Source organism: Gluconacetobacter aggeris, assembly GCF_014174395.1.
GTDB classification, from domain to species: Bacteria; Pseudomonadota; Alphaproteobacteria; order Acetobacterales; family Acetobacteraceae; genus Gluconacetobacter; species Gluconacetobacter aggeris.
In genome coordinates this window covers 145,737-164,829 of record NZ_JABEQD010000010.1, presented here as the reverse complement: position 1 = coordinate 164,829, position 19,093 = coordinate 145,737, and the positions used below count along the sequence as shown (strand labels likewise).

General features: G+C 67.3%; 17 protein-coding genes. 9 read left to right on the top strand and 8 right to left on the bottom strand.

Features of this window, described 5'->3' with window-relative positions; genetic code table 11:
* Positions 1-604: 604 nt before the first annotated feature.
* The gene (locus tag HLH36_RS14300; protein WP_182987016.1) at positions 605-1,174 is read left to right on the top strand and encodes an NADPH-dependent FMN reductase; all 570 of its coding nucleotides are present in this window, start codon (positions 605-607) and stop codon (positions 1,172-1,174) included.
* A gap of 48 nt (positions 1,175-1,222) precedes the next feature.
* On the opposite strand, the gene HLH36_RS14295 is transcribed toward HLH36_RS14300, so the two are convergent.
* Positions 1,223-1,615 carry a winged helix-turn-helix transcriptional regulator gene (locus tag HLH36_RS14295; RefSeq protein WP_182987015.1) on the bottom strand — a complete coding sequence of 131 codons (393 nt, stop codon included), beginning with the start codon at positions 1,613-1,615 and terminating at the stop codon, positions 1,223-1,225.
* Positions 1,616-1,715: 100 nt separating this feature from the next.
* On the opposite strand from HLH36_RS14295, the gene HLH36_RS14290 reads away from it, so the two are divergent.
* A complete protein-coding gene (locus HLH36_RS14290) occupies positions 1,716-2,741 on the top strand; it encodes a zinc-binding alcohol dehydrogenase family protein (RefSeq protein ID WP_182987031.1) in 1,026 nt (341 codons plus the stop codon).
* A 291-nt stretch (positions 2,742-3,032) separates the two neighbouring features.
* Positions 3,033-4,544, top strand: a complete 1,512-nt coding sequence (locus HLH36_RS14285; RefSeq protein WP_182987014.1) for a succinate CoA transferase — start codon at positions 3,033-3,035, stop codon at positions 4,542-4,544.
* 7 nt (positions 4,545-4,551) lie between these two features.
* Here HLH36_RS14285 and HLH36_RS14280 read toward each other — a convergent pair whose 3' ends face one another.
* The 6 genes from HLH36_RS14280 to pncA form a co-directional block, all read right to left on the bottom strand.
* On the bottom strand, positions 4,552-5,424 hold the full coding sequence (locus HLH36_RS14280) for an aromatic ring-hydroxylating oxygenase subunit alpha (RefSeq protein WP_182987013.1): 873 nt from the start codon (positions 5,422-5,424) through the stop codon (positions 4,552-4,554).
* 9 nt (positions 5,425-5,433) lie between these two features.
* Complete coding sequence (locus tag HLH36_RS14275; protein ID WP_182987012.1) at positions 5,434-6,372, bottom strand: ABC transporter permease; 939 nt, start codon at positions 6,370-6,372, stop codon at positions 5,434-5,436.
* Positions 6,369-7,454: an ABC transporter permease gene (locus HLH36_RS14270; RefSeq protein ID WP_408871899.1), complete on the bottom strand. Its 1,086-nt coding sequence runs from the start codon at positions 7,452-7,454 to the stop codon at positions 6,369-6,371. The genes HLH36_RS14275 and HLH36_RS14270 overlap by 4 nt, the downstream gene beginning before the upstream one ends.
* A complete protein-coding gene (locus tag HLH36_RS14265; protein ID WP_182987030.1) occupies positions 7,451-9,016 on the bottom strand; it encodes an ATP-binding cassette domain-containing protein in 1,566 nt (521 codons plus the stop codon). The genes HLH36_RS14270 and HLH36_RS14265 overlap by 4 nt, the downstream gene beginning before the upstream one ends.
* A 34-nt stretch (positions 9,017-9,050) precedes the next feature.
* Positions 9,051-10,175 carry a BMP family ABC transporter substrate-binding protein gene (locus HLH36_RS14260; RefSeq protein ID WP_182987010.1) on the bottom strand — a complete coding sequence of 375 codons (1,125 nt, stop codon included), beginning with the start codon at positions 10,173-10,175 and terminating at the stop codon, positions 9,051-9,053.
* A gap of 105 nt (positions 10,176-10,280) precedes the next feature.
* Positions 10,281-10,883 carry a bifunctional nicotinamidase/pyrazinamidase gene (gene pncA, locus HLH36_RS14255; protein WP_182987009.1) on the bottom strand — a complete coding sequence of 201 codons (603 nt, stop codon included), beginning with the start codon at positions 10,881-10,883 and terminating at the stop codon, positions 10,281-10,283.
* Positions 10,884-10,971: 88 nt separating this feature from the next.
* On the opposite strand from pncA, the gene HLH36_RS14250 reads away from it, so the two are divergent.
* Genes HLH36_RS14250 through HLH36_RS14240 form a run of 3 tightly spaced genes read left to right on the top strand, consistent with a single transcriptional unit; the run spans position 10,972 to position 12,538 of the window.
* Positions 10,972-11,247, top strand: coding sequence for a hypothetical protein (locus tag HLH36_RS14250; protein ID WP_182987008.1), 276 nt, complete (start codon positions 10,972-10,974; stop codon positions 11,245-11,247).
* Entirely contained in the window at positions 11,244-11,912 is a 669-nt protein-coding gene (locus tag HLH36_RS14245) for a Rieske (2Fe-2S) protein (protein ID WP_182987007.1), read from the top strand. The genes HLH36_RS14250 and HLH36_RS14245 overlap by 4 nt, the downstream gene beginning before the upstream one ends.
* Positions 11,909-12,538 (top strand): glutathione S-transferase family protein, encoded by a 630-nt coding sequence (locus HLH36_RS14240; RefSeq protein ID WP_182987006.1) that lies wholly within the window; start codon positions 11,909-11,911, stop codon positions 12,536-12,538. The genes HLH36_RS14245 and HLH36_RS14240 overlap by 4 nt, the downstream gene beginning before the upstream one ends.
* Here the strand turns inward: HLH36_RS14240 and HLH36_RS14235 are convergent.
* Complete coding sequence (locus HLH36_RS14235) at positions 12,529-13,875, bottom strand: hemolysin family protein (protein ID WP_182987005.1); 1,347 nt, start codon at positions 13,873-13,875, stop codon at positions 12,529-12,531. The two genes, HLH36_RS14240 and HLH36_RS14235, sit on opposite strands and share 10 nt — an antisense overlap.
* 241 nt (positions 13,876-14,116) lie before the next feature.
* Here HLH36_RS14235 and HLH36_RS14230 point away from each other — a divergent pair, with 241 nt between their 5' ends.
* The 3 genes from HLH36_RS14230 to HLH36_RS14220 are packed head-to-tail and all read left to right on the top strand — an operon-like array spanning position 14,117 to position 18,979.
* The gene (locus HLH36_RS14230) at positions 14,117-15,733 is read left to right on the top strand and encodes a GH39 family glycosyl hydrolase (protein WP_182987004.1); all 1,617 of its coding nucleotides are present in this window, start codon (positions 14,117-14,119) and stop codon (positions 15,731-15,733) included.
* A 23-nt stretch (positions 15,734-15,756) separates the two neighbouring features.
* A complete protein-coding gene (locus tag HLH36_RS14225) occupies positions 15,757-16,635 on the top strand; it encodes an alpha/beta hydrolase (RefSeq protein ID WP_182987003.1) in 879 nt (292 codons plus the stop codon).
* Positions 16,636-16,657: 22 nt separating this feature from the next.
* Complete coding sequence (locus HLH36_RS14220; RefSeq protein WP_182987002.1) at positions 16,658-18,979, top strand: CRISPR-associated endonuclease Cas3''; 2,322 nt, start codon at positions 16,658-16,660, stop codon at positions 18,977-18,979.
* The last annotated feature ends 114 nt before the right edge of the window (positions 18,980-19,093 follow it).

The window sequence follows — 19,093 nt, the reverse complement described above, 5'->3', positions numbered from 1 at the left end:
TCGGCGACCTCCTCGGTCTATCTGGCGCAGGCGCCGGGGGCGAGCAACCCGCGCAGCTATAGCCCCGCCGCGCCGATCGGCGGGTTTGGCGGCGTGCGCGTGACGTTCTGAATGATGTTCGCGGACCTGATTCGGGTCTGCGTATCAGCGCGTCTCATCGCCGCGCGGCAAGGTACTACCGGGGAGCGTGGCCCTGTCATGGCGAGGGCGGGTGTCGCAGGGTGCCTCTACCCGAGGCGTGAAGCCACTGCGGGGCCTCCTGATATCGGTGTGGGGCATGGCGACGCTATCTGGCGGGCGTATGGCGCGGAAAGCCTGACGCCGGCAGGGATTGCGAGACCTGATACTGGGTAGATCCGATGGCCGTCCTGAGAATGTCGATATGGCTGGGTGACTGAAAGAGGCTGTTTGCGGAATCACCCTGCTGGCGATCCGGCGCGCATTTTCTGCGCTTCGGTGCTCGGGGCCCACAAGGCGCTCCGCTCTTGTGATGAGCATCGGCGGCCTTCGGCCGTGGGCGGTTCATATCGTGATTGCATGGGGCGGGGCCGGCATGGGACATGGCGGATGGGGGGCGTGTTCCGCTCCTGGCCGGAGGTGCATCATGACGGATCTGGTTCCTCTTCATTTCGTGACCCTGCTGGGAAGCCTGCGCAGGAAATCGCTCAATCGCGCGGTGGCGAAGGCGCTGCCCGCGCTGGCGCCCGAGGGGGTGACGATCAGCCCATTGGGCTCGGTCGGTGCGTTCCCGCTCTATGACGCGGATGTGCAGGATCAGGGATTTCCGGCACCCGTTCAGCTCATGGCGGAGCAGATCCGTGCGGCGGATGGGGTGATCATCGTGACGCCCGAATATAATTACTCGATGCCCGGTGTGCTGAAGAACGCCATCGACTGGCTGTCGCGCCTCGCGCCGCAGCCGCTGGCGGGAAAGCCGGTGGCGATCCAGACGGCCTCGCCGGGGGTGATCGGCGGCGCGCGGGCGCAATATCATCTGCGCCAGAGCCTGGTTTCCCTCGATGCCATGGTGCTGAACCGGCCTGAAGCCATGATCGGGCAGGCCGCGCAGAAGATCGATGCGGAGGCGCAGGAACTGACCGACACCGCGACGCGCGATTTCCTGGCGCGGCAACTGGTGGCGCTGGCGGTTCTGGCGCGGAAGTTGAAGGCATAAGGGAAGACGTTCTTTTTTGAAAAAAAGAACCAAAAAACTCTGATTCGTTCAGGGGAGGTGTGTTTGGGGCAGGGGATGTTCCTGAACGGATAGGGGCTTTTTTTCCGCGGGTGGGGCGTGGTGGTCGCCCCAATCCTTCAGCGCCGTGATGACGGCGTGCAGGGTGCGCCCGCGCTCGGACAGGCTGTATTCCACCTTGGGTGGGACTTCCGGAAAGATGGTGCGGGTGATCAGCCCGTCGCGTTCCAGTTCGCGCAATTGTGTGGTCAGCATCCGCTGGGTGACGTTGGCCAGCCGGCGCTTCAGTTCGTTGAAGCGCATGGTGCGCTCGAACAGGTGATAGAGGATCACGCCTTTCCATTTGCCGCCGATGACCTGGAGCGTGGCCTCGACGGCGCAGCCGGGCGAGCAATCCTGGTTGAGGTGGCGGGTACGGGTCATGACGGTATCATTTCCGACACTATGGGCGATAAATGTGCGTTCTTGCGTATAGCGCATCATAGGGGTTCACCTGGCGGCACGACAAGGAAGGAACATGGCCATGCGCGCCGTCGGTTATCAGTTTTCCCGCCCCATCAGCGCCGATGACGCGCTGGTCGATCTCGATCTGCCGGTGCCCGTTGCCGCCGGGCGCGACCTGCTGGTCGCGGTTCGTGCGGTGTCGGTCAATCCGGTGGATACCAAGGTGCGCCTGCGCGCGCAGGCCGAGCCGGGCGCGTGGAAAGTCCTTGGCTGGGATGCCGCCGGGGTGGTAGCCGCCGTCGGGCCGGAGGTGACGCGCTTCAGGGTTGGTGACCCGGTCTTCTATGCCGGGGCGCTGGGGCGGCAGGGGACGAACGCGGAATATCATCTGGTGGATGAACGCATCGTCGGGCACATGCCGCGCACGCTGGACTGGGCCCGGGCCGCCGCCCTGCCGCTGACCGCGCTGACGGCGTGGGAAATGCTGTTCGACCGGCTGGATATCCGGCGCCCGGTGCCGGGTGCGGCGCCTTCGGTGCTGATCGTCGGCGGGGCCGGCGGTGTCGGGTCGGTGGCCATTCAGCTTGTGCGGGCGCTGACGGGGCTGGAGGTGATTGCGACCGCCTCGCGGCCCGAGACGCGGGACTGGGTCGTGGAACTGGGGGCCACGCATGTGATCGACCATGCCCGTTCTCTTGCCCCGCAGGTGGCGGCGCTGCCCGGTGGGGCGCCCGGCTTCGTCTTTTCCACGACCCAGACCGACCGGCATCGGACCGATATCGCGGAACTGATCGCGCCGCAGGGCCATATGGGGCTGATCGACGATCCGCCGGCCTTCGACATCCTGCCGTTCAAGGCCAGGAGCGTGGCGGTGCATTGGGAATTGATGTTCACCCGCTCGATGTTCGCTACCCCCGATATGGGGCGCCAGGGCGAGATTCTGGACGAAGTGGCGCGGCTGGTGGATGCCGGGACGCTGCGCAGCACGATGGCCGAGCAGTTCGGGCCGATCTGTGCCGCCAATCTGAAACGGGCGCATGCTTTGCTGGAAAGCGGGCGGGCGCGGGGCAAGATCGTGCTGGAGGGGTTTTCGGACAGGCTCTGAGACTGGCGGCCTCGGGCGGCGGAGCTGCTTTTCCTGTCGCCCGAGATGGGCGGGTGCGTCGGGCTGGGGAAACGGCTTGCGGTGTATGGGCGTTCAATCACGTGTGATGGTGCGTTTTCATATTCGGCCTCGACAGGCGCGGGGTCGGGCTTTACACGAGTTAACCTAACAAATGATTGGTATTTTGTGTGCGTTTGAGAGACTGAGAGTGGCTGTGCGTTCCGGGAATATGCGGTCATGACCGCCGGAAACCGGAAAAAACAAGAACAAGAATGATGACGGGAGAACGCCATGGCCGAAGAGCGTGTCCACAATGCGGCGTTCAGGCACAGGATCATGGACGCGGATGAGGCGGCGGGCCTGATCGCGCATGGGGACGTGGTGGGGATGGGCGGGTTCGGCCCCGGCGGCACGCCCAAGGCGCTGCCCAGGGCGTTGGCCCGCCGGGCCATTGCGCGGCATGAACAGGGCGAGCCGTTCGCGATCAGCCTGCTGACGGGGGCATCCACCACGCCGGATGTGGACGGGGTGCTGGCCCGTGCCGAGGCGATCAGTTTCCGCATGCCCTATATGGGGGATGCCGACCTGCGGGCGCAGGCCAATGAAGGCAAGGTGGCCTATGTCGACACGCATCTGAGCCGTGTCGCGCCCTGGGCGCGCGCGGGGTTCTTCGGCAAGGTCGATGTGGCGGTCATCGAGGCGGCGCTGATCCGCGAGGATGGCGGCATCGTGCCGACGCTGGCGATCGGCAATGCCAAGACCTGGCTGGAGATGGCCGACAGGGTGATCATCGAGGTGAATGGCTGGCATACGACCGAACTGGAGGGCATTCACGATATCTGGGCCGGCGACCGCGAGGCCGGCGCCCGGCTGCCCGTGGTGTCATGGGCGGGCGAGCGCATCGGTGGAACGGTGCTGCGGGTGCCGCCGGAAAAGATCGCGGCAGTGGTGCGGACTGACGAGGGAGATCTGGGACAGTCGTTTCGTGCCGTGCCCGATGCCACCCGTATTGCCGGCCATATCATCGAATTTCTCAAGCACGAGGTGGCGCGCGGCCGGCTGCCGGAGGCGTTGCCGCCCCTGCAATCGGGGGTGGGGAATATCGCCAATGCCGTGATGACGGCGCTGGCCGATGCGCCGTTCGAGAACCTGACCGCCTATACCGAAGTGATCCAGGACGGCATGCTGGACATGGTGCGCAGCGGCAAGATGCGCGTCGTCTCCGGCGCGTCGCTGTATCTGAGCAACGTGCAGGCGGCGGCGGCGAAGGCCGACATGGGGGTGCTGCGCGACCGTCTGGTGCTGCGCCAGCAGGAGGTCAGCAACAATCCGGCGGTGGCGCGGGGCCTGAACTGTATTACGATGAATGCGGGGATCGAGGCCGATATCTACGGCAACGTCAATTCCACCCGCGTCATGGGGTCGCGGGTGCAGAATGGGATCGGCGGGTCGGGCGATTTTGCCCGCAGCGCGCTGCTGTCGATCTTCATGCTGCCGTCCGTTGCGCGCAATGGCGCGATTTCCTCGATCGTGCCCATGGTGTCGCATGTCGACAACATCAATCAGGATGTTCATGTGCTGGTGACCGAACAGGGGCTGGCCGATCTGCGCGGCCTGTCGGCGCGGCGGCGGGCGCGGGTGATTATCGAGAACTGCGCCCATCCGGATTTCCGGCCGCAATTGCGGGACTATCTGGCGCGGGCCGAGAGGGTGGATGGAGGCGGGGGCGATACGCCTCACCTGCTGGGCGAGGCGCTGTCCTGGCATCAGCGTTTTATCGACACGGGCTCGATGCGGATCTGACGGCCTCTCAAGAGGTGGGCAGGGTGCCGGTAGCGCCGTAGCGGACCTGTTTTTCCTTCAGCCAGCGGCGGTAGGTGACAGAGAGGGAGTCGGCGCGGGTGGGGATTTCGGCGCGCGCGTCCAATGGTAGCAGGCGGGGGCGCTGGTTTTCGAGAATGATGCGGTCCTGCAGGAAGATCTTCTGCTGGAACTGGATCAGGTCGGCCTGGGCCGAGAGTTCGTCGATCAGGAACATGACGGGGTGGGCGCGGCATCGTTCGGGTTCCGTCGGCTGGACGAACAGGGCGATGACGTCGGGGCGCAGCGCGTCGTTGGGGCAGGTCTTGTACAGCAGGGTCACGAAGGGCGAGGCGACGCGGTAGATATAGCCCGTATCCTGCCCGCCCGATGCCGACAGGGCGGCCTGCGGCTGGTGGAAGCGGCAGTCGGTGGCCCAGACCTCGTCCACGTCGCGCCGCCATTCCGTGTGGTAGCGCAGGACTTCGGTCTGCGGTTCGGCGCCCAGGATATTGGTGTGGACGAAGGGGAAATGCGCCATGTCGAGGAAATTCTCGACCACGCGCAGGCCCGACGCATGGACGTCGATCGAGCCGCAGCAGACCAGGCGGCGATCGGGCTCGTCGGCTTCCGGGATGGCGAGTGGGGTGGCGGGGGGCGTGCCGAGGCTGGTCCACAGGCAGCCATGGCGTTCGGCGATGGGAAGGGGGGTATCGTGCCCTTCGGCCCGGACCTGGATCGTGCCGTCGGCGGTGCGCTGGATTGTCAGGGCCTCGCCCAGCAGGCGCGTATGGGTGGGGCCTGCTGCCAGTGTTTCGAGGAAGCCGACCGCGTGCCAGGCATCGAGCACGGCGCGGTCGGTGGGGTCCACGCGATGGGTCATTGGGGCTCCTTACCTCACGTCGCGATGATACGGTACGCCGAGCGCCGCCGGGGCGGCCATGATGCGGCGCATGCGGTGCCAGACGACCACCGGCACGATGATGAACGCGATCGTGCCCAGATAGGGCAGCATGTTCAGGAAGGCCGGCGCGATCGGCCAGTTGCGGGCCTGGCCGACGAAGGAGAGCGCGGTGATCAGTCCGAACAGCAGGCCCGACAGGGTGGCGCCGAAGGGCCGGTAGCCGGCGAAGATGACCAGGGCCAGGGCGATCCAGCCCCGTCCCGCCACCAGCCCCTCGGACCAGACGGGCACGTAGGTGAGTGTGAGGTAGCCGCCGGCGGCCCCGGCCAGGCCGGCGCCCAGCGTGACGTACCAGAAGCGCAAGGCGGTGACAGGCAGGCCCGCCGCGTCGGCCGCCGCCGGGTTTTCGCCCACCGCGCGCATCGCCAGCCCGTGGCGGGTGTGGAACATCACCCAGTGCGCCGCCGCCGGCAGGACCAGGTAGATGAGGTAGACCGGCACATTCTGGCCGAAGAAGGCGGGGCCGATGACCGGCAGCGCCGACAGGCCGGGGACGGGCACGCGGCCGAAGGTGGCGGGCGAGGGCACGCCCGCGTAATCATGGCCGATACTGGCCGACAGGCCGAGGCCGAGGAAGGTGACGGCCAGCCCGCACAGGACCTGGTTGGCGCGGACGATGACGGTGGCGAAGGCGAAGGCCATGCCGCCCGCCGCGCCGGCGAGCGTGGCCGCCAGCAGGCCCAGCCACGGGTTGGGGGTGGCGACCACGGTGATGATGGCGACCACCGCGCCCATCGACATCAGCCCCTCGACGCCGAGATTGGTGACGCCCACGCGTTCGGCCAGGACCTCGCCCAGTGCGGCCAGGGCGAGCACGCCGCCGGCGAGGATTGCAGTGGAGAGCATGCCGGTCAGCAGGTCGATCATGGCCGGGCCTCCGCGCTTGTGGCAGGGCGGGGGGTGACGGGACGGATCGTCACCGGGCGGTAATGGGCGAGTTCGTCGGCGATGGCGATCATGAACAGGACCAGTCCGGTGATGGCCAGCACGGCCGAGCTTGTCAGTTGCTGGGTTTGCAGCACGATGCCGGCATTGAGGATGAAGGCCATCAGCAGGGCGGCGGGCAGCACGTTGAGGCACGATCCGCGCGCCAGCACCGCGACCACGATGCCGAAATAGCCGAAATTATTGGCCAGGCCGCCTTGCAGCCGGTGCACCGTGCCCGCGACTTCGAACATGCCCGCCAGCGCGGCCAGGCCGCCGGAGAGCAGCATGACGCCCAGGATGCGGGCGCGGACCGGGATGCCGGCGTAGCGGGCCGCCTGTTCGTTCGCGCCGCCGATGGTGATCTGGTAGCCCCAGCGTGTGCGGGTGGTGAGCCATGCCAGCCCCAGCACGATGGCCAGGGCGATGGGGAACCCCCAATGGACCACGCCCCAGATTTCGGGGATGCGTACCGGCAGGCGGCCGGTCGAGGCCAGCGCGCCGGTGACGCGGTCATGCCATGGGCCGACCGCCAGATAGGTGGTCAGCAGCCCGGCGACGAAATTGAGCAGCAGGGTGGTGATGATCTCGTTCACGCCCGCATAGGCGCGGGCCAAAGCGGGGACCAGAATCCAGCCCATGCCGCAGGCGATGCCGCTGGCGGCCATCAGCGGCAGCAGCAGCCAGGATGGGCCGGGCAGGAACAGGCCGATGGCGGTGGCGCCGATGGCGCCGGCATAGAACTGGCCCTCGGCGCCGATATTCCATACGCCGATCCGCCCCGTCACGGTCACGGCCGCGCCGGTCAGCAGCAGGGGGGTGAGGAACAGGGCGAGGTCTTCCAGCCCGAAGCGCGAGCCCACCGTGGAGCGCACCACCAGGTCGGCCAGCAGGCGCGGGTCGCGGCCCGACAAAGCGAGGAAGAGGGTGGTGATCGCCAGGGCGGTGACGACGGCGCCCGCGCGCCAGGCCAGCCGGCGGGCCGGGGTGACGGTGGGTTGGCGTTGCAGCGTGCCGGCCATCAGGCTTGTCCTCCGTCCCGTGCCGGGCTGTTCTGTGTCGAACGGCCGCCCATCAGCAGGCCGATCGTTTCCATATCGGCCGTTGCGGCGTCGATCGTGGCCATCAGCCGGCCGTGGAACAGGACGCCGATGCGGTCGGCGACGTTCAGCAGTTCCTCCAGGTCCTCGGACACCAGGACCACCGCCACGCCCTGGTCGCGCAATTCGGTCAAATAGCGGAGGACGGTGGCGATGGCGCCGATATCCAGGCCCCGGCTGGGATAGGCCGCGACCAGCACCCGGCTGGCGATGCGGATCTCGCGCCGGGCCACCAGCCGCTGCTGGTTGCCGCCGGACAGGTTGCGGATGGGGGTGGCGAGGTCGGGCACGCGGACCTCGGCGGCCTCGACGATCGTGCCGGCCAGACGGGCGGCGGCGGCGCGGTCGTACAGGCCGTGGCGGCCGATCGGCGGGCGGTCATATTCGCGCAGGGCCATGTTGTCGGTGATGTCGAGCGACGGCGCGAGGCCGCTGCGCAGCCGGTCTTCGGGGATGTGGCCGATGCCGGCGCGGGCGAAGGCGGCCGGGTCGGCCAGCGGGGCTGGGGTGCCGTCGAGCAGGATCTCGCCCGCCGAGAGGGGCATCATGCCGGTGAGGACCTGGGTGAGTTCGCGCTGTCCGTTGCCGGCGACGCCGGCGATGCCGAGGATTTCGCCGCCATGCAGGTCGAGCGTGACGTCGCGCAGGGTTTCCACGCCGCGCGGATCGCGGCAGGTGGCGGCGCGCAGGCTCAGGACCGGGGCGGGGGCGATGGGGGCGGCGCCGGGGGCGCGGGCGCGGAGGTCGCGGCGGACGATCTCGCGGCCGACCATGAGGGTGGCGAGGCCGGCGGCGGTGCAGTCGGCCGTGCGGTAGGTGCCGACATTGCGGCCGGCGCGCAGGATGCTGATGCGGTCGGAGATGTCGATGACCTCGTCCAGCTTGTGGCTGATCAGGATCACGGCGTTGCCCTGGGCGCGGAAGGCGCGCAGGGCGCGGAACAGGTCGCGCGTTTCGGCCGGGGTCAGCACTGCCGTGGGTTCGTCGAGGATCAGCAGCCGGGCCTGGCGTGCCAGCACGCGCAGGATTTCCACCCGCTGCTGTTCGCCCGCCGAGAGGTCGGCCACGATGGCGTCGGGGCGGACGGAAAAGCCGAACCGGTCCGACAGGGCGCGGGTGCGGGCTTCCAGTGTTTTTGCCGAGGCGCGGAACGGGGTTTCGCGCCAGCCGAGATGGATGTTCTCGGCCACCGTGAAGGCGGGGACCAGCTTGAAGTGCTGGTGGACCATGCCGATGCCCGCGCGGATCGCGTCCTGCGGGGCGGCGAGGCTCTGGCCGTAGCCATTGAGGATGATCTCGCCGCCATCGGGCTGGTAGATGCCGGTGACGACGTTCATCAGCGTGGACTTGCCGGCGCCGTTTTCGCCCAGCAGGGCGTGGATCTCGCCCGGTGCGATGTCGAGGCTGACATCCTGGTTGGCGATCACGCCGGGGAAATATTTGCAGATTCCCTGCAATTGCAGGATCGGGGGCGTGCCGGGCGCGATCGGGGGCGGAGCGTCGGGCTGGGTGTGGCGCAGGTCAGTCAAGGCCGGTCACTCCCGCCACGGCCCAGTCCCACTGATAGATCAGCGCGTCGTCCATCGCCTGGCCCTGGGGCACGCGGAGGCGGCCGGCGGCGTCGTGGATCGGGCCCTGGAACGGGTTGTAGCCTTGCATGATGCGCGTGCGCATCGCGTCGGCCCGGGCCGCGACTTCGGGTGGGACGGTGCGGCCCCACGGGTCGCGGTCCACGCCGTGGCCGAGGGTCAGGAAATGGCCCTGGGGTTGCCAGGTGCCGGCCAGGCGGGCGCGCACCTGTTCGACATAGTAATCACGGAAATCCAGCGTGACGGAGCTGACATAGGCGTCCGGCCCGTACTGGCGCATGTCGGTGTTCCACATCGCCGCCTTGATGCCGCGCTGTTCGGCCACGCGCAGATAGGCGGGTTCGTCCATGATGCCGCACAGGAAGTCGCAGCCATTATCGGCCAGCGCGCTGCCGGCCTGGGTGGCGGCCTGCGGGTCGAACCACGCATTGATCGAGATGGCCTGCAGGGTGACGGCCGGGTTGACCGAGCGTGCGCCCAGCAGCACGGCGTTGGCGCCCGCATAGACGGACGGGATGGGAAAGGAGCCGACGAAGCCGATCTTGTTGGTGCGTGTCATCAGCCCGGCGGCGATGCCGATGACGTAGCTGGCGTACCAGTGGGTGATGTAATACCAGCCCAGATTGCCGCTGGTGGCGTGGCCGTCGCATTCCATGAAGGCGACATCGGGCGCGCGGTCGGAGACGTCGCGGATGAAATCGCCATAGTTGGAGGTCGCGATGACCATCTGCGCGCCTTCGGCCACGAACTGGCGGAAGATACGCGTGGCGTCGGCCGAGTAGGGCACGCTTTCGACATAGACCGTGCGCAGGCGCGGAAAGGCCTTGCGCACCGCCTGCACGCCCTGGTCGTGCGCCATCGTCCAGCCGCCGTCGGTGACCGGGCTGGTATGGCCGAAGGCGACCAGCGCGTCGGCCTCGGCCACCGGGAGCAATGTCCGTGGCTGTGCCCGCAGGGCGGGTGGCCGGAGCAGCCCGCTGCCGGCTGCTCCGGCGGCCAGCCCCAGCATGTGTCGTCGTGATGCGAGCAGCCGCCTGGTCGGCGCGTGCGTGGTCATACCTGACCTGGAATGGTCATGGTTCCGCATTCCCCCTCGATGATCGCCCGGGCCGGTCCCACCCGGCGCCGGGTTGTTCCCCCCGGAACGGGCCGTGCCCCGTGACTACAGACCGGCCAGATCGGTGGCATGGGCACGTTCGATGCCGTGTTGCGCCAGGATCTGCCATGTGGCCTGCGGGCCGGGGCCGACCGCGCGGCATGCATCTTCGACCACGATCGTCTCGAAACCAAGGGCCTTCGCGTCGATGGCGGTGAAGCGCACGCAATAATCCAGCGCCAGCCCGGTGATGAAGACGCGGCTGATGCCCAGCCCCTTCAGCCAGGAATCCAGCCCCGTCCGGGTGGCGCGGTCATTGTCCATGAAGGCGGAATAGCTGTCGACATCCGGGTCGCGGCCCTTGCGGATCACCATGCCGATCCGCCCCTGATGCAGCGTGGCCGCCAGTTCGGCGCCGTGGGTCCCTGCCACGCAATGGTCGGGCCAGTGATCGGGCGTGGCTTTCCGCCCATGGGTGCTGGCGAAGGAGACATGGAAGTGCGGATGCCAGTCCTGGCTGGCCGCCTGCTGGCCGAAGGGCAGCAGGGTCAGGTGGTTGATGACCGGAATGACCGCGTCGCCGTCCGGAACGGCCAGGGCGCCGCCGGGCAGGAAATCGTTCTGGAGGTCGATGACCAGCAGCGCATCATGGGATGTGACATGGATCATGGCCTCTCTCCGTTCGGTACGGTTTCGGAACAGGGATGGCACGTTTCGAACGGGCGGGCTATCGGGGATTCGGGGACGGGAGACGGGCATGAGCCGGTGGGAGCGGATGCGCCTGGAACTGGAGGGATGCATGGCGGTGGAGGCCATTCTGTGCCTTGCCCGCGAGCGTGCCGCCCTGATGGCGCTGGAGTGCGTGGTGGTCGAGACCGGGCCCGCGCGGGTGGTATTCGAGGTTGCGGGGCCGGAGCCGCTGGTGGGGGCTTTCGAAATGGCGTGCAGTCTGGGGCCGGCGGGGTGTGTGGTGCCGGTGGTGCGCTGCCTGCCCGTGCCTGGCGAGGATGGGGTTCAGGGGGAGAGGGAATGAGCGGGATGCGGGAGGGCGGATGGTATCCGCTGATGCTGTCGGCGGATCTGGAGCCGGGTACGGTGGCCGGCAGTACCGTGCAGGGGCGTGACCTTGCGGTCTGGCGGGACGGGGAGGGGCAGGCGCATGTGTGGGACGATCGGTGCCCGCATCGCGGCATGCGGCTGAGCCTGGGCTTTGTGCGCGAGGGGGTGCTGGCCTGCCTGTATCATGGCTGGCGCTTCGGGGCGGATGGGCGGTGCGTGCATATTCCGGCGCATCCCGACCTGTCGCCGCCGGGGACGATCCGGGCCGCGCCTTTGCGTGTTGCGGAATGTCATGGGCTGATCTGGGCTTCTGTGGAGGAGGACGGGCCCTTGCCGGAGGTGGATGCGGCGGTGTGGGTGCCGGTGCGCTCGCTGCGGATCGAGGCCCCGTGGCAGGATGTGGCGCGTGCGGTCGGGATACCGGACGGGCATCGGGCCGCCGTGCTGGAGCGGGATGTGGAGGGCCGGGTACTGGCGGCGCTGCTGCCGGTGCGTGAGGGGGCGTGCATGCTGCATCTGCTGGCGGCGGCGCCTGCCGGGGTGGAGCGGCTGCATGATCTGGCCGATTGGGGGCAGGATGTGCGGGCGCGGGCGGAGGAACGGGCCGGGCGGGTTTTTCTGGCGGGGGGCGTGGCATGAGTGAGCTGGTGCTGCACGACGACGAGCTGGACGAGGATTGCTATCGGGTGCGGCTGTTCCTGTCGCTGCTGGGGCTTGAGGCGCGTCGGGTCGCGGTCGATGTCGTGCCTGGTGGCGAACAGGATCGTCCGGGTTTTCGTGCTGTTTCGCCGGCCGGGTTGCTGCCGGTGCTGCGGATCGACGGGCAAATGGTCTGTGGGGCCGGGGGGGCGCTGCTGGCGCTGGCGCATGGGCGGCCGGCGTGGCTGCCTGAGGCGCGCGTGGCGTTTGCGCGGGTGGCGCACTGGTTGCAGTTTGCCGCTGGGCCGTTGCGCGCGACGCTGCTGATGCGGCGGGCCTGCCTGTTTGGTGGAGTGGGCGATGATGAGCAATCCGCCCGCCGGCGGGCGGCTGTGGGGGCGTTGCGGATCATGGAGGACCATCTGGCCCGTCGGCGGCTGGAGGGCGGTGCGTGGTTTGTGGGCGATGGGCCGACGGTGGCGGATATCGCCCTGTTTCCCGCCGCCGCGCTGTGTCGGGACTGGGGGGAGGAATATTCCGCCTATCCCGCGCTGCGGCGCTGGGTGCGGGCGGTGCGGGGGCTGCCGGGCTTCGTCACCATGCCCGGCATTCCCGATTACGGCTGATCGGCGTCCGGGCGGCGGGGGCGGCGCGTGACCAGGAGCTGGTTGATGCGGAAGCCCTCGACGTCCACGACCTCGAACAGGAAATTGGCGGCCTCGACCTTGTCGGCCTTGCGCGCCATGCGGCGCAGCCGGTGCATGACGAAGCCGCCGATCGTATCGAAATTGTGGCTGTCGGGCAGGTCCGGCACGCCGAGTTCGCGGATGACGTCGCCGATCGGGGCGGCGCCGTCGATCAGCCACGAATTCTCGTCGCGGCGGACGATGGCCTGTTCCTCGAACGGGTTGGCGAGCCCGTCCATCAGCGCGCCCATGATGTCCTTGAAGGTGATCAGGCCGACCACCAGGCCGTATTCGTTGACGATCAGGGCGAAGCCGGCGCCATGCGTGTCGAACTGGGCCAGCGTGTCCCACAGGTTGAGCGTGTCGGGCAGCGAGAGCACGTCGCGCCGCATGCGGGAGATCTGCTTGGCTACCGGCAGGATGGTGGCCGTGGGGTCGACATCCTCGGGCTTTTCCACCACGGCGGCCAGTACGTCCTCGGCGCGGATCGAGCCGATGACATTGTCCAGCCCGCCATTGCAGAGCGGGTAGCGGGAATAGGGCTTGGCCCGCACCTTGTCGCGCTGGCTTTCGGCGCTTTCCTGCATGTCGAGGAACACGATCTCGTCGCGCGGGGTCATGGCCGAGGTCACGGAACGGTCCTGGAGGCCCAGGACGTTCTGGATCATCTGGTGTTCCTGCTCCAGCAGGACGCCCGAGGCGGTGCCGGCGGCCAGGATGGCGCGGAGGTCTTCCGGCGTCACGGGCTCGACGGCCGAGGCGGCGGGGATTTTCAGCGCGCGCAGGATGACGTCCGACATCTTGGAGAAGATCCAGACGAACGGGTACAGCACTTTCAGCGCGATGGCGGGGAACCAGCCGATGCTCAGCGCCACGCGGTCGGGCGCGTTCATGGCGATGCGCTTGGGCAGCAGGTCGGCGAACAGCACGAACAGGCCCGTGATCAGGATGAAGGACGCGGTGGAGGCGACGTGCCCGGCCAGGCCCGCTTCCAGACCGGCACGGTGCAGGATGTCGGCCAGTGGCGGAGTGACCATGTCGCTGCTGATGACGCCGCCCAGCACGCCTACGGCGTTGAGGCAGATCTGCAGCACCGTCACCACCTGCCCGCTGTTGCGGCGCAGGCGCAGGAAGTTCACGGCCCGGCTGTCGCCGGCCTCGGCCCGGGTGCGCAGCCGCACCTCGCGCGCCGCCGCGAACGAGATCTCGGACAGGGCGATCAGGATGCTGAAGCCGATCAGGACCACGATCGCGACCAGCCCGGCCAGCAGCATCATGGCCGTGCCTCCGCCCGTGCGGCGGGGCCGGGGCAGGGGGCCGGGAACGCGGCGGGATGGCGGGTGGGGGCCGGGTGCCCCTGGGTGGGATGGGTCATGAGATCAGCAGCCTAGCGCATCCGCGCCTCTTTCGGCCAGCCGGATGGAGGGGGGGCCGGTACGGGGGCGGGGAAGCGCGGTTTGACAAGCGCGCGTCGATTGCGATGCTGTCCCGCTTCCTCAACCAGGAGCGTCTGCGCTTATGAAAAGGGTGGCTGGATTTCGGATTGTTCGGGCCTGTTCGGCGGTGATCGCTCTTCTGGCGGGTGGCGCGTCGTGGTCGGGTCCGGCCTGGTCCGATGAGACGGTGCCCGCCATAGAGATCGATGCCACCGGGAGCGGGACGCCGTTCCGGCACAGTTGGGAGCAGGCGTTCGGTTCGGATCGCGCCGACATGGCGCTGACGGAGAGCTATCTGCGGAACGCGGACCGGACGCGGGAGGCGACCGGCTTCCGCTATGTGCGGTTCCACGGCATCTTCGACGATGCGATGGGCATCATGGCGCCGGATGCGGACGGCCACATGCATTACAATTTCCGCAAGGTCGATGCCGTGTATGACGGGCTTCTGGCGCATCATATCCGGCCGCTGGTCGAGCTTTCGTTCATGCCCAGCGCCATCGGCAGCGACGTGCTGCGCCGCGATGGGGGGCTGGAGCCGCTGGTTCACTGGAAGGCGGACGAACAGGCCAGGCCGATCACCGATTATAGCGGCGGGACGCTCTGGTATCGGGCCAATGTGACGTTTCCCGCGCACATGGCGGACTGGAATGCGCTGATCCGTGCCTTCGTCGCGCATCTGGAACAGCGTTATGGTGCCGAGGAAGTCCGGCAATGGCCCTTCGAGGTCTGGAACGAGCCCGATCAGGCGACCTGGGTGGCGCAGCCGAAAATGGCGACGTATTTCGCGCTTTATGACAATACCGCCCGCGCCATCAAGGCGGTCGATCCGGCGCTGCGGGTCGGTGGGCCTGCGACGGGGGCCATTCACTGGGTTGGGGATTTCGTCGATCACGTCATGCGCGAGCATGTGCCGGTCGATTTCGTCTCCACGCATATCTATGCGAATGATCCGCCGGATCTGCTGCGATTGCCGAAATCGCCTGCGAATACGGGCAATATTGTGTGCGATGCGACGCGGACGGCACGCCGGGCGATCGACCGTTCCGGGCATCCGGACCTGCCGCTGTATATCACCGAATTCGGTGCGGATTGGGATATTCATAATGGCAGCGCCGATCGTCCGTGGATCGCGCCGTGGATTGCGCAGACGGTGCGTGATTGCGACGGGCTGGCGCCGATCATGTCCTACTGGACGTTTTCGGACGATTTCGAGGAACAGGGGGTGGTCGCCAGCGAACTGCCGGGCGCCTATGGGTTGCTGACCACCCATGGCATTCCCAAGCCTGCGTTCAATGCCTTTGCATTGCTGCATCGTCTGGGGAACCGGCGGTTGCCGGCCGGATCGGACGATGGCGATGTGCTTGCGACGCGCCGGGAGGATGGCGCGATCGCGGTTGCGCTGTGGAACCGGGATGCCGGCGGGGTGCGGGATGCGCATCTGGCGTTCAGGGGGCTGGCGTCCGTCGAAGGGGCGACGGTGATCGTGATCGATCGGAATCATGGCACGCCGGCCGCGTTGTTCGAGGCCATGGGGCGGCCGGTCTCGCCGACCCGCCAGCAGGCGGATGCGTTGATTGCGGCTGCGCGCTTGCCTGCGCCGCAGCCTGCGGCGGATTGCAGAAATGCGCGCCAGTGTGATGTCAGGCTTGCGCCCGAGAGTCTGGCCTTGCTGCTGGTGCCGGCCCAGCCGAAATGATGCTGCAAGACAGGATCGTATTGATGCGATATTTTCTTTTTCCGCTTTTTCTCACTCTTCCTGCCGCTGGGCTGGCCGCGCCGCCGGTGGCCGTGATTGCCGATCCGCCTGTTGATCGGCTGCATCCGGCGGGGATGGCAGCGTTCGTCATTCCCGCGCAGGATGGGGCGCTGAATGCGGTGATGTATCGCGCGGCGGGTGCCGGGCCGCATCCGACGCTTCTGCTGCTGCATGGATTTCCCGGCAACGAACAGAATCTCGACCTGGCGCAGGCTGCGCGGCGGGCGGGGTGGAATGTGCTGACGTTCCATTATCGCGGGTCGTGGGGGAGTCCGGGGCGCTTTTCATTCGCCAATTGCCTGCAGGATGGGGCGACCGCGCTGGCATATCTGCGCCAACCCGACGTGATCGCGCGGTTTGGGATCGATCCGTCCCGGATTGCGGTGGCGGGTCACAGTATGGGGGGCATGGTCGCGGCGCGGGTTGGAGCGGATGATTCGGGTGTGATCGGAACGTTCCTGATCGATCCGGCAGATTTCGCGGCGATCGGGCGTGGTTTTGTCGACCCGAAGAAGCGCGAGGCGTTTCTGCTGGGTGAAGTGCGGGGCGATATGCCGCCGCTGGCGGGCACCAGCGAGGAGGCGATCATGGCGGAGACGGCGCATGCCGGCCGGTCGCTGGATCTGGTCGCCGCGATGCCGGCGCTGGCCGGGCGGCCGCTGGCGTTGATCGGGGCGACGCATGGCATCGGTACGATGGCGGAGGCGGCCGCCCGGGCGGCACAGAAGGCGGGCGCACGGCATCTGGAGGCCGAGATGGTCGAGACCGACCACAGTTTTTCCGATGCCCGGATTGCGCTGGCGGCGCGGCTGGTGACGTGGCTGGAGCAGTTCCGGCATTGATTGGGCGCCAGGAGGCCGTGTGATGATCTATGCGCACTCGCTCGACGACCGGGGAGAAGGCGATTGGGAGCGATTGGCGTGCCATCTGAAGAATGTGGGTGCGCGGGCAGCGGCAAATGCGGCCCCTTTCGGGGCGGCCCAGTGGGCCATGGCGATGGGGCTGCTGCACGATATCGGCAAATGTTCGGCAGCCTATCAGGCATATATTCGCCGCCCAACCGACGGAGGGGGCCGGAAGGGGCCGGATCACAGTACGGCCGGTGCGCAGAGGGCCGTGGAGATTTATGGGCGATTGGTCGGCCGGTTGCTGGGTTTCGGGATCGCCGGGCATCATAGCGGATTGATGAATGGCGACGGCCATGAAGGCGGCAGCCTGACGACCCGCCTGGGCAAAACGGTCGAGAGCCATGATGGGTGGCAGGCCTGTACCGGAGAGTTACCGAAGGACCTTGAGCGGAGCATGAAGCCGCCCCGCCGCAATGATATCGATGCCGCGTTTTCGCTGCCCTTTCTGGCACGGATGCTTTTTTCGTGCCTGGTTGACGCGGATTTTGTGGAAACGGAGGCGTTCTATAGCGCAGCGGAAGGGGGCGATCCGCCTGAGCGTGGGGGGCAGCTTACGCCGGACCATCTTCAGATGGTGCGTGGCTTCCTGGCACGGCATCGGCGTGAGGATACGGACGTCAATCGCCTGCGTTCGCGCATTCTCGACCATGCGAATGCCAAGGCGGCCCTGGAGCCGGGCCTGTTTACGCTGACCGTGCCGACCGGTGGCGGCAAGACGCTGACCTCGCTGAGCTTTGCCATGGAACATGCCGCGGCCCACGGCCTGCGGCGGATCGTCTATGTCATTCCTTTTACCTCGATCATCGAACAGACGGCTTCGGTGTTTCGTGATGATGTGGGGCTGGGCGACGCGGTGCTGGAACATCATGCCGGTTTCGACTGGGACCGGCGGCGCCCGGCCAGTGATGACAGCGAGCATGAAGGGGCGAGCGGGCTGGAAAAGCTGCGTCGTTCCGCCGAGAACTGGGATGCGCCGGTGATCGTCACCACGGCGGTTCAGTTTTTCGAAAGCCTGTTTGCCGCGCGGACGGGCAGGGCACGCAAGCTGCATAACCTGGCGAACAGCGTGATCATCCTTGACGAGGCGCAGTCGATCCCGGTGCATCTTCTGCGTCCCTGCCTGGCGGCGATCGAGGAACTGGCAAAAAATTACGGTGCCAGCGTGATCCTGTGTACGGCAACGCAGCCTGCCCTGCGGCGGGAGGATGAGGCGTTGTTCAAGGGGGTGGACAAGGCGCCGGACGGATTGGTCATTCCCGATGGGCGCGAACTGGCGCCGGAGCCTGCGCGGTTATACGAGCGGTTGCGACGGGTGAAGGTGGAATGGCGGCGGGATGCCGTCACCGACGGGGAACTCGTCGCGCGTTTTGCCGAATGCGAACAGATGCTGTGCATCGTCAACAGCCGTAACCATGCGCGGCTGTTGTTCTCGCGCCTGCGCGAGGAGGGGCAGGACGGGGCGGTGCATCTGACGACATTGATGTGCGCCACTCATCGCCAGCAAGTTCTGGAAAAGATACGCGAGGATCTGGTTCACGGAAGGACGGTGCGGCTGGTCGCGACCAGTCTGATAGAGGCTGGTGTCGATATCAGTTTCCCCGAGGTCTGGCGCGCGGCGGCCGGGTTGCCCAGCCTGGCGCAGGCTGCGGGGCGCTGCAACAGAGGTGGCGAGTTGGGGCCCCTGGGGGAGGCGTTCGGCCGGGTGGTGTTGTTCGAGCCCGCCGAGCATCGGATTCCGGATGCCATCAATGCGTTCTATGCCCCCGCCCGCACGGTGTTGCGGCAGGAGCGGGACGATCCGCTGGGATTGGACGCGGTGCGGGAATATTATCGCGAACTCTATTGGCAGAAAGGCGAGGCCGCATTGGACGCCGCCACTTTGGAAGGGCGCGATTATTCCATATTGAAGGCGCTGGCCGACACGCAGAGGGGTTTGACCTGGCCGTTTGCCGATATCGCGCAGGCATTTCGCATGATCGATGAGATCATGGACCCGGTGATCGTGCCGTTCGATGACGAAGCGGTGGAGGCCATAGAGATTCTACGCGGGGCACCGTTTCCTCCACGGATGGTCGTGCGCCGGTTGCAGCGTTACGTCGTGCCGGTGCCTTCACGCGTGCGTCTGGCCATGATCGGGGTGGGGGCGGTGCAATGTATCCGCCCGGAGGCTTATGGGGATCGCTTTGCCGTTCTGGAGAATCGGTCGCTTTATGACGAGCAGTCGGGGCTGCGATTGGACAATCCGCTATGGCGGGCTGGGGAGGATAATATTTTCTAGTAACGGAGACGTGGCCGGCGTGCGTAGGAGGAATGTTCTTTGGCATGGTTGCGCCGGAACATAATAAATGCCCATCATGATGACGAACCGATACCGCATTGGATGCGCGTGGTG

Excerpts from the sequence above, each read along its gene's own strand:
- HLH36_RS14300 (WP_182987016.1), top strand. The coding sequence starts at position 605 with ATGACGGATCTGGTTCCTCTTCATTTCGTGACCCTGCTGGGAAGCCTG.
- HLH36_RS14295 (WP_182987015.1), bottom strand. The coding sequence starts at position 1,615 with ATGACCCGTACCCGCCACCTCAACCAGGATTGCTCGCCCGGCTGCGCC.
- HLH36_RS14290 (WP_182987031.1), top strand. The coding sequence starts at position 1,716 with ATGCGCGCCGTCGGTTATCAGTTTTCCCGCCCCATCAGCGCCGATGAC.
- HLH36_RS14285 (WP_182987014.1), top strand. The coding sequence starts at position 3,033 with ATGGCCGAAGAGCGTGTCCACAATGCGGCGTTCAGGCACAGGATCATG.
- HLH36_RS14280 (WP_182987013.1), bottom strand. The coding sequence starts at position 5,424 with ATGACCCATCGCGTGGACCCCACCGACCGCGCCGTGCTCGATGCCTGG.
- HLH36_RS14275 (WP_182987012.1), bottom strand. The coding sequence starts at position 6,372 with ATGATCGACCTGCTGACCGGCATGCTCTCCACTGCAATCCTCGCCGGC.
- HLH36_RS14260 (WP_182987010.1), bottom strand. The coding sequence starts at position 10,175 with ATGACCACGCACGCGCCGACCAGGCGGCTGCTCGCATCACGACGACAC.
- pncA (WP_182987009.1), bottom strand. The coding sequence starts at position 10,883 with ATGATCCATGTCACATCCCATGATGCGCTGCTGGTCATCGACCTCCAG.
- HLH36_RS14250 (WP_182987008.1), top strand. The coding sequence starts at position 10,972 with ATGAGCCGGTGGGAGCGGATGCGCCTGGAACTGGAGGGATGCATGGCG.
- HLH36_RS14245 (WP_182987007.1), top strand. The coding sequence starts at position 11,244 with ATGAGCGGGATGCGGGAGGGCGGATGGTATCCGCTGATGCTGTCGGCG.
- HLH36_RS14240 (WP_182987006.1), top strand. The coding sequence starts at position 11,909 with ATGAGTGAGCTGGTGCTGCACGACGACGAGCTGGACGAGGATTGCTAT.
- HLH36_RS14235 (WP_182987005.1), bottom strand. The coding sequence starts at position 13,875 with ATGATGCTGCTGGCCGGGCTGGTCGCGATCGTGGTCCTGATCGGCTTC.
- HLH36_RS14230 (WP_182987004.1), top strand. The coding sequence starts at position 14,117 with ATGAAAAGGGTGGCTGGATTTCGGATTGTTCGGGCCTGTTCGGCGGTG.
- HLH36_RS14225 (WP_182987003.1), top strand. The coding sequence starts at position 15,757 with ATGCGATATTTTCTTTTTCCGCTTTTTCTCACTCTTCCTGCCGCTGGG.
- HLH36_RS14220 (WP_182987002.1), top strand. The coding sequence starts at position 16,658 with ATGATCTATGCGCACTCGCTCGACGACCGGGGAGAAGGCGATTGGGAG.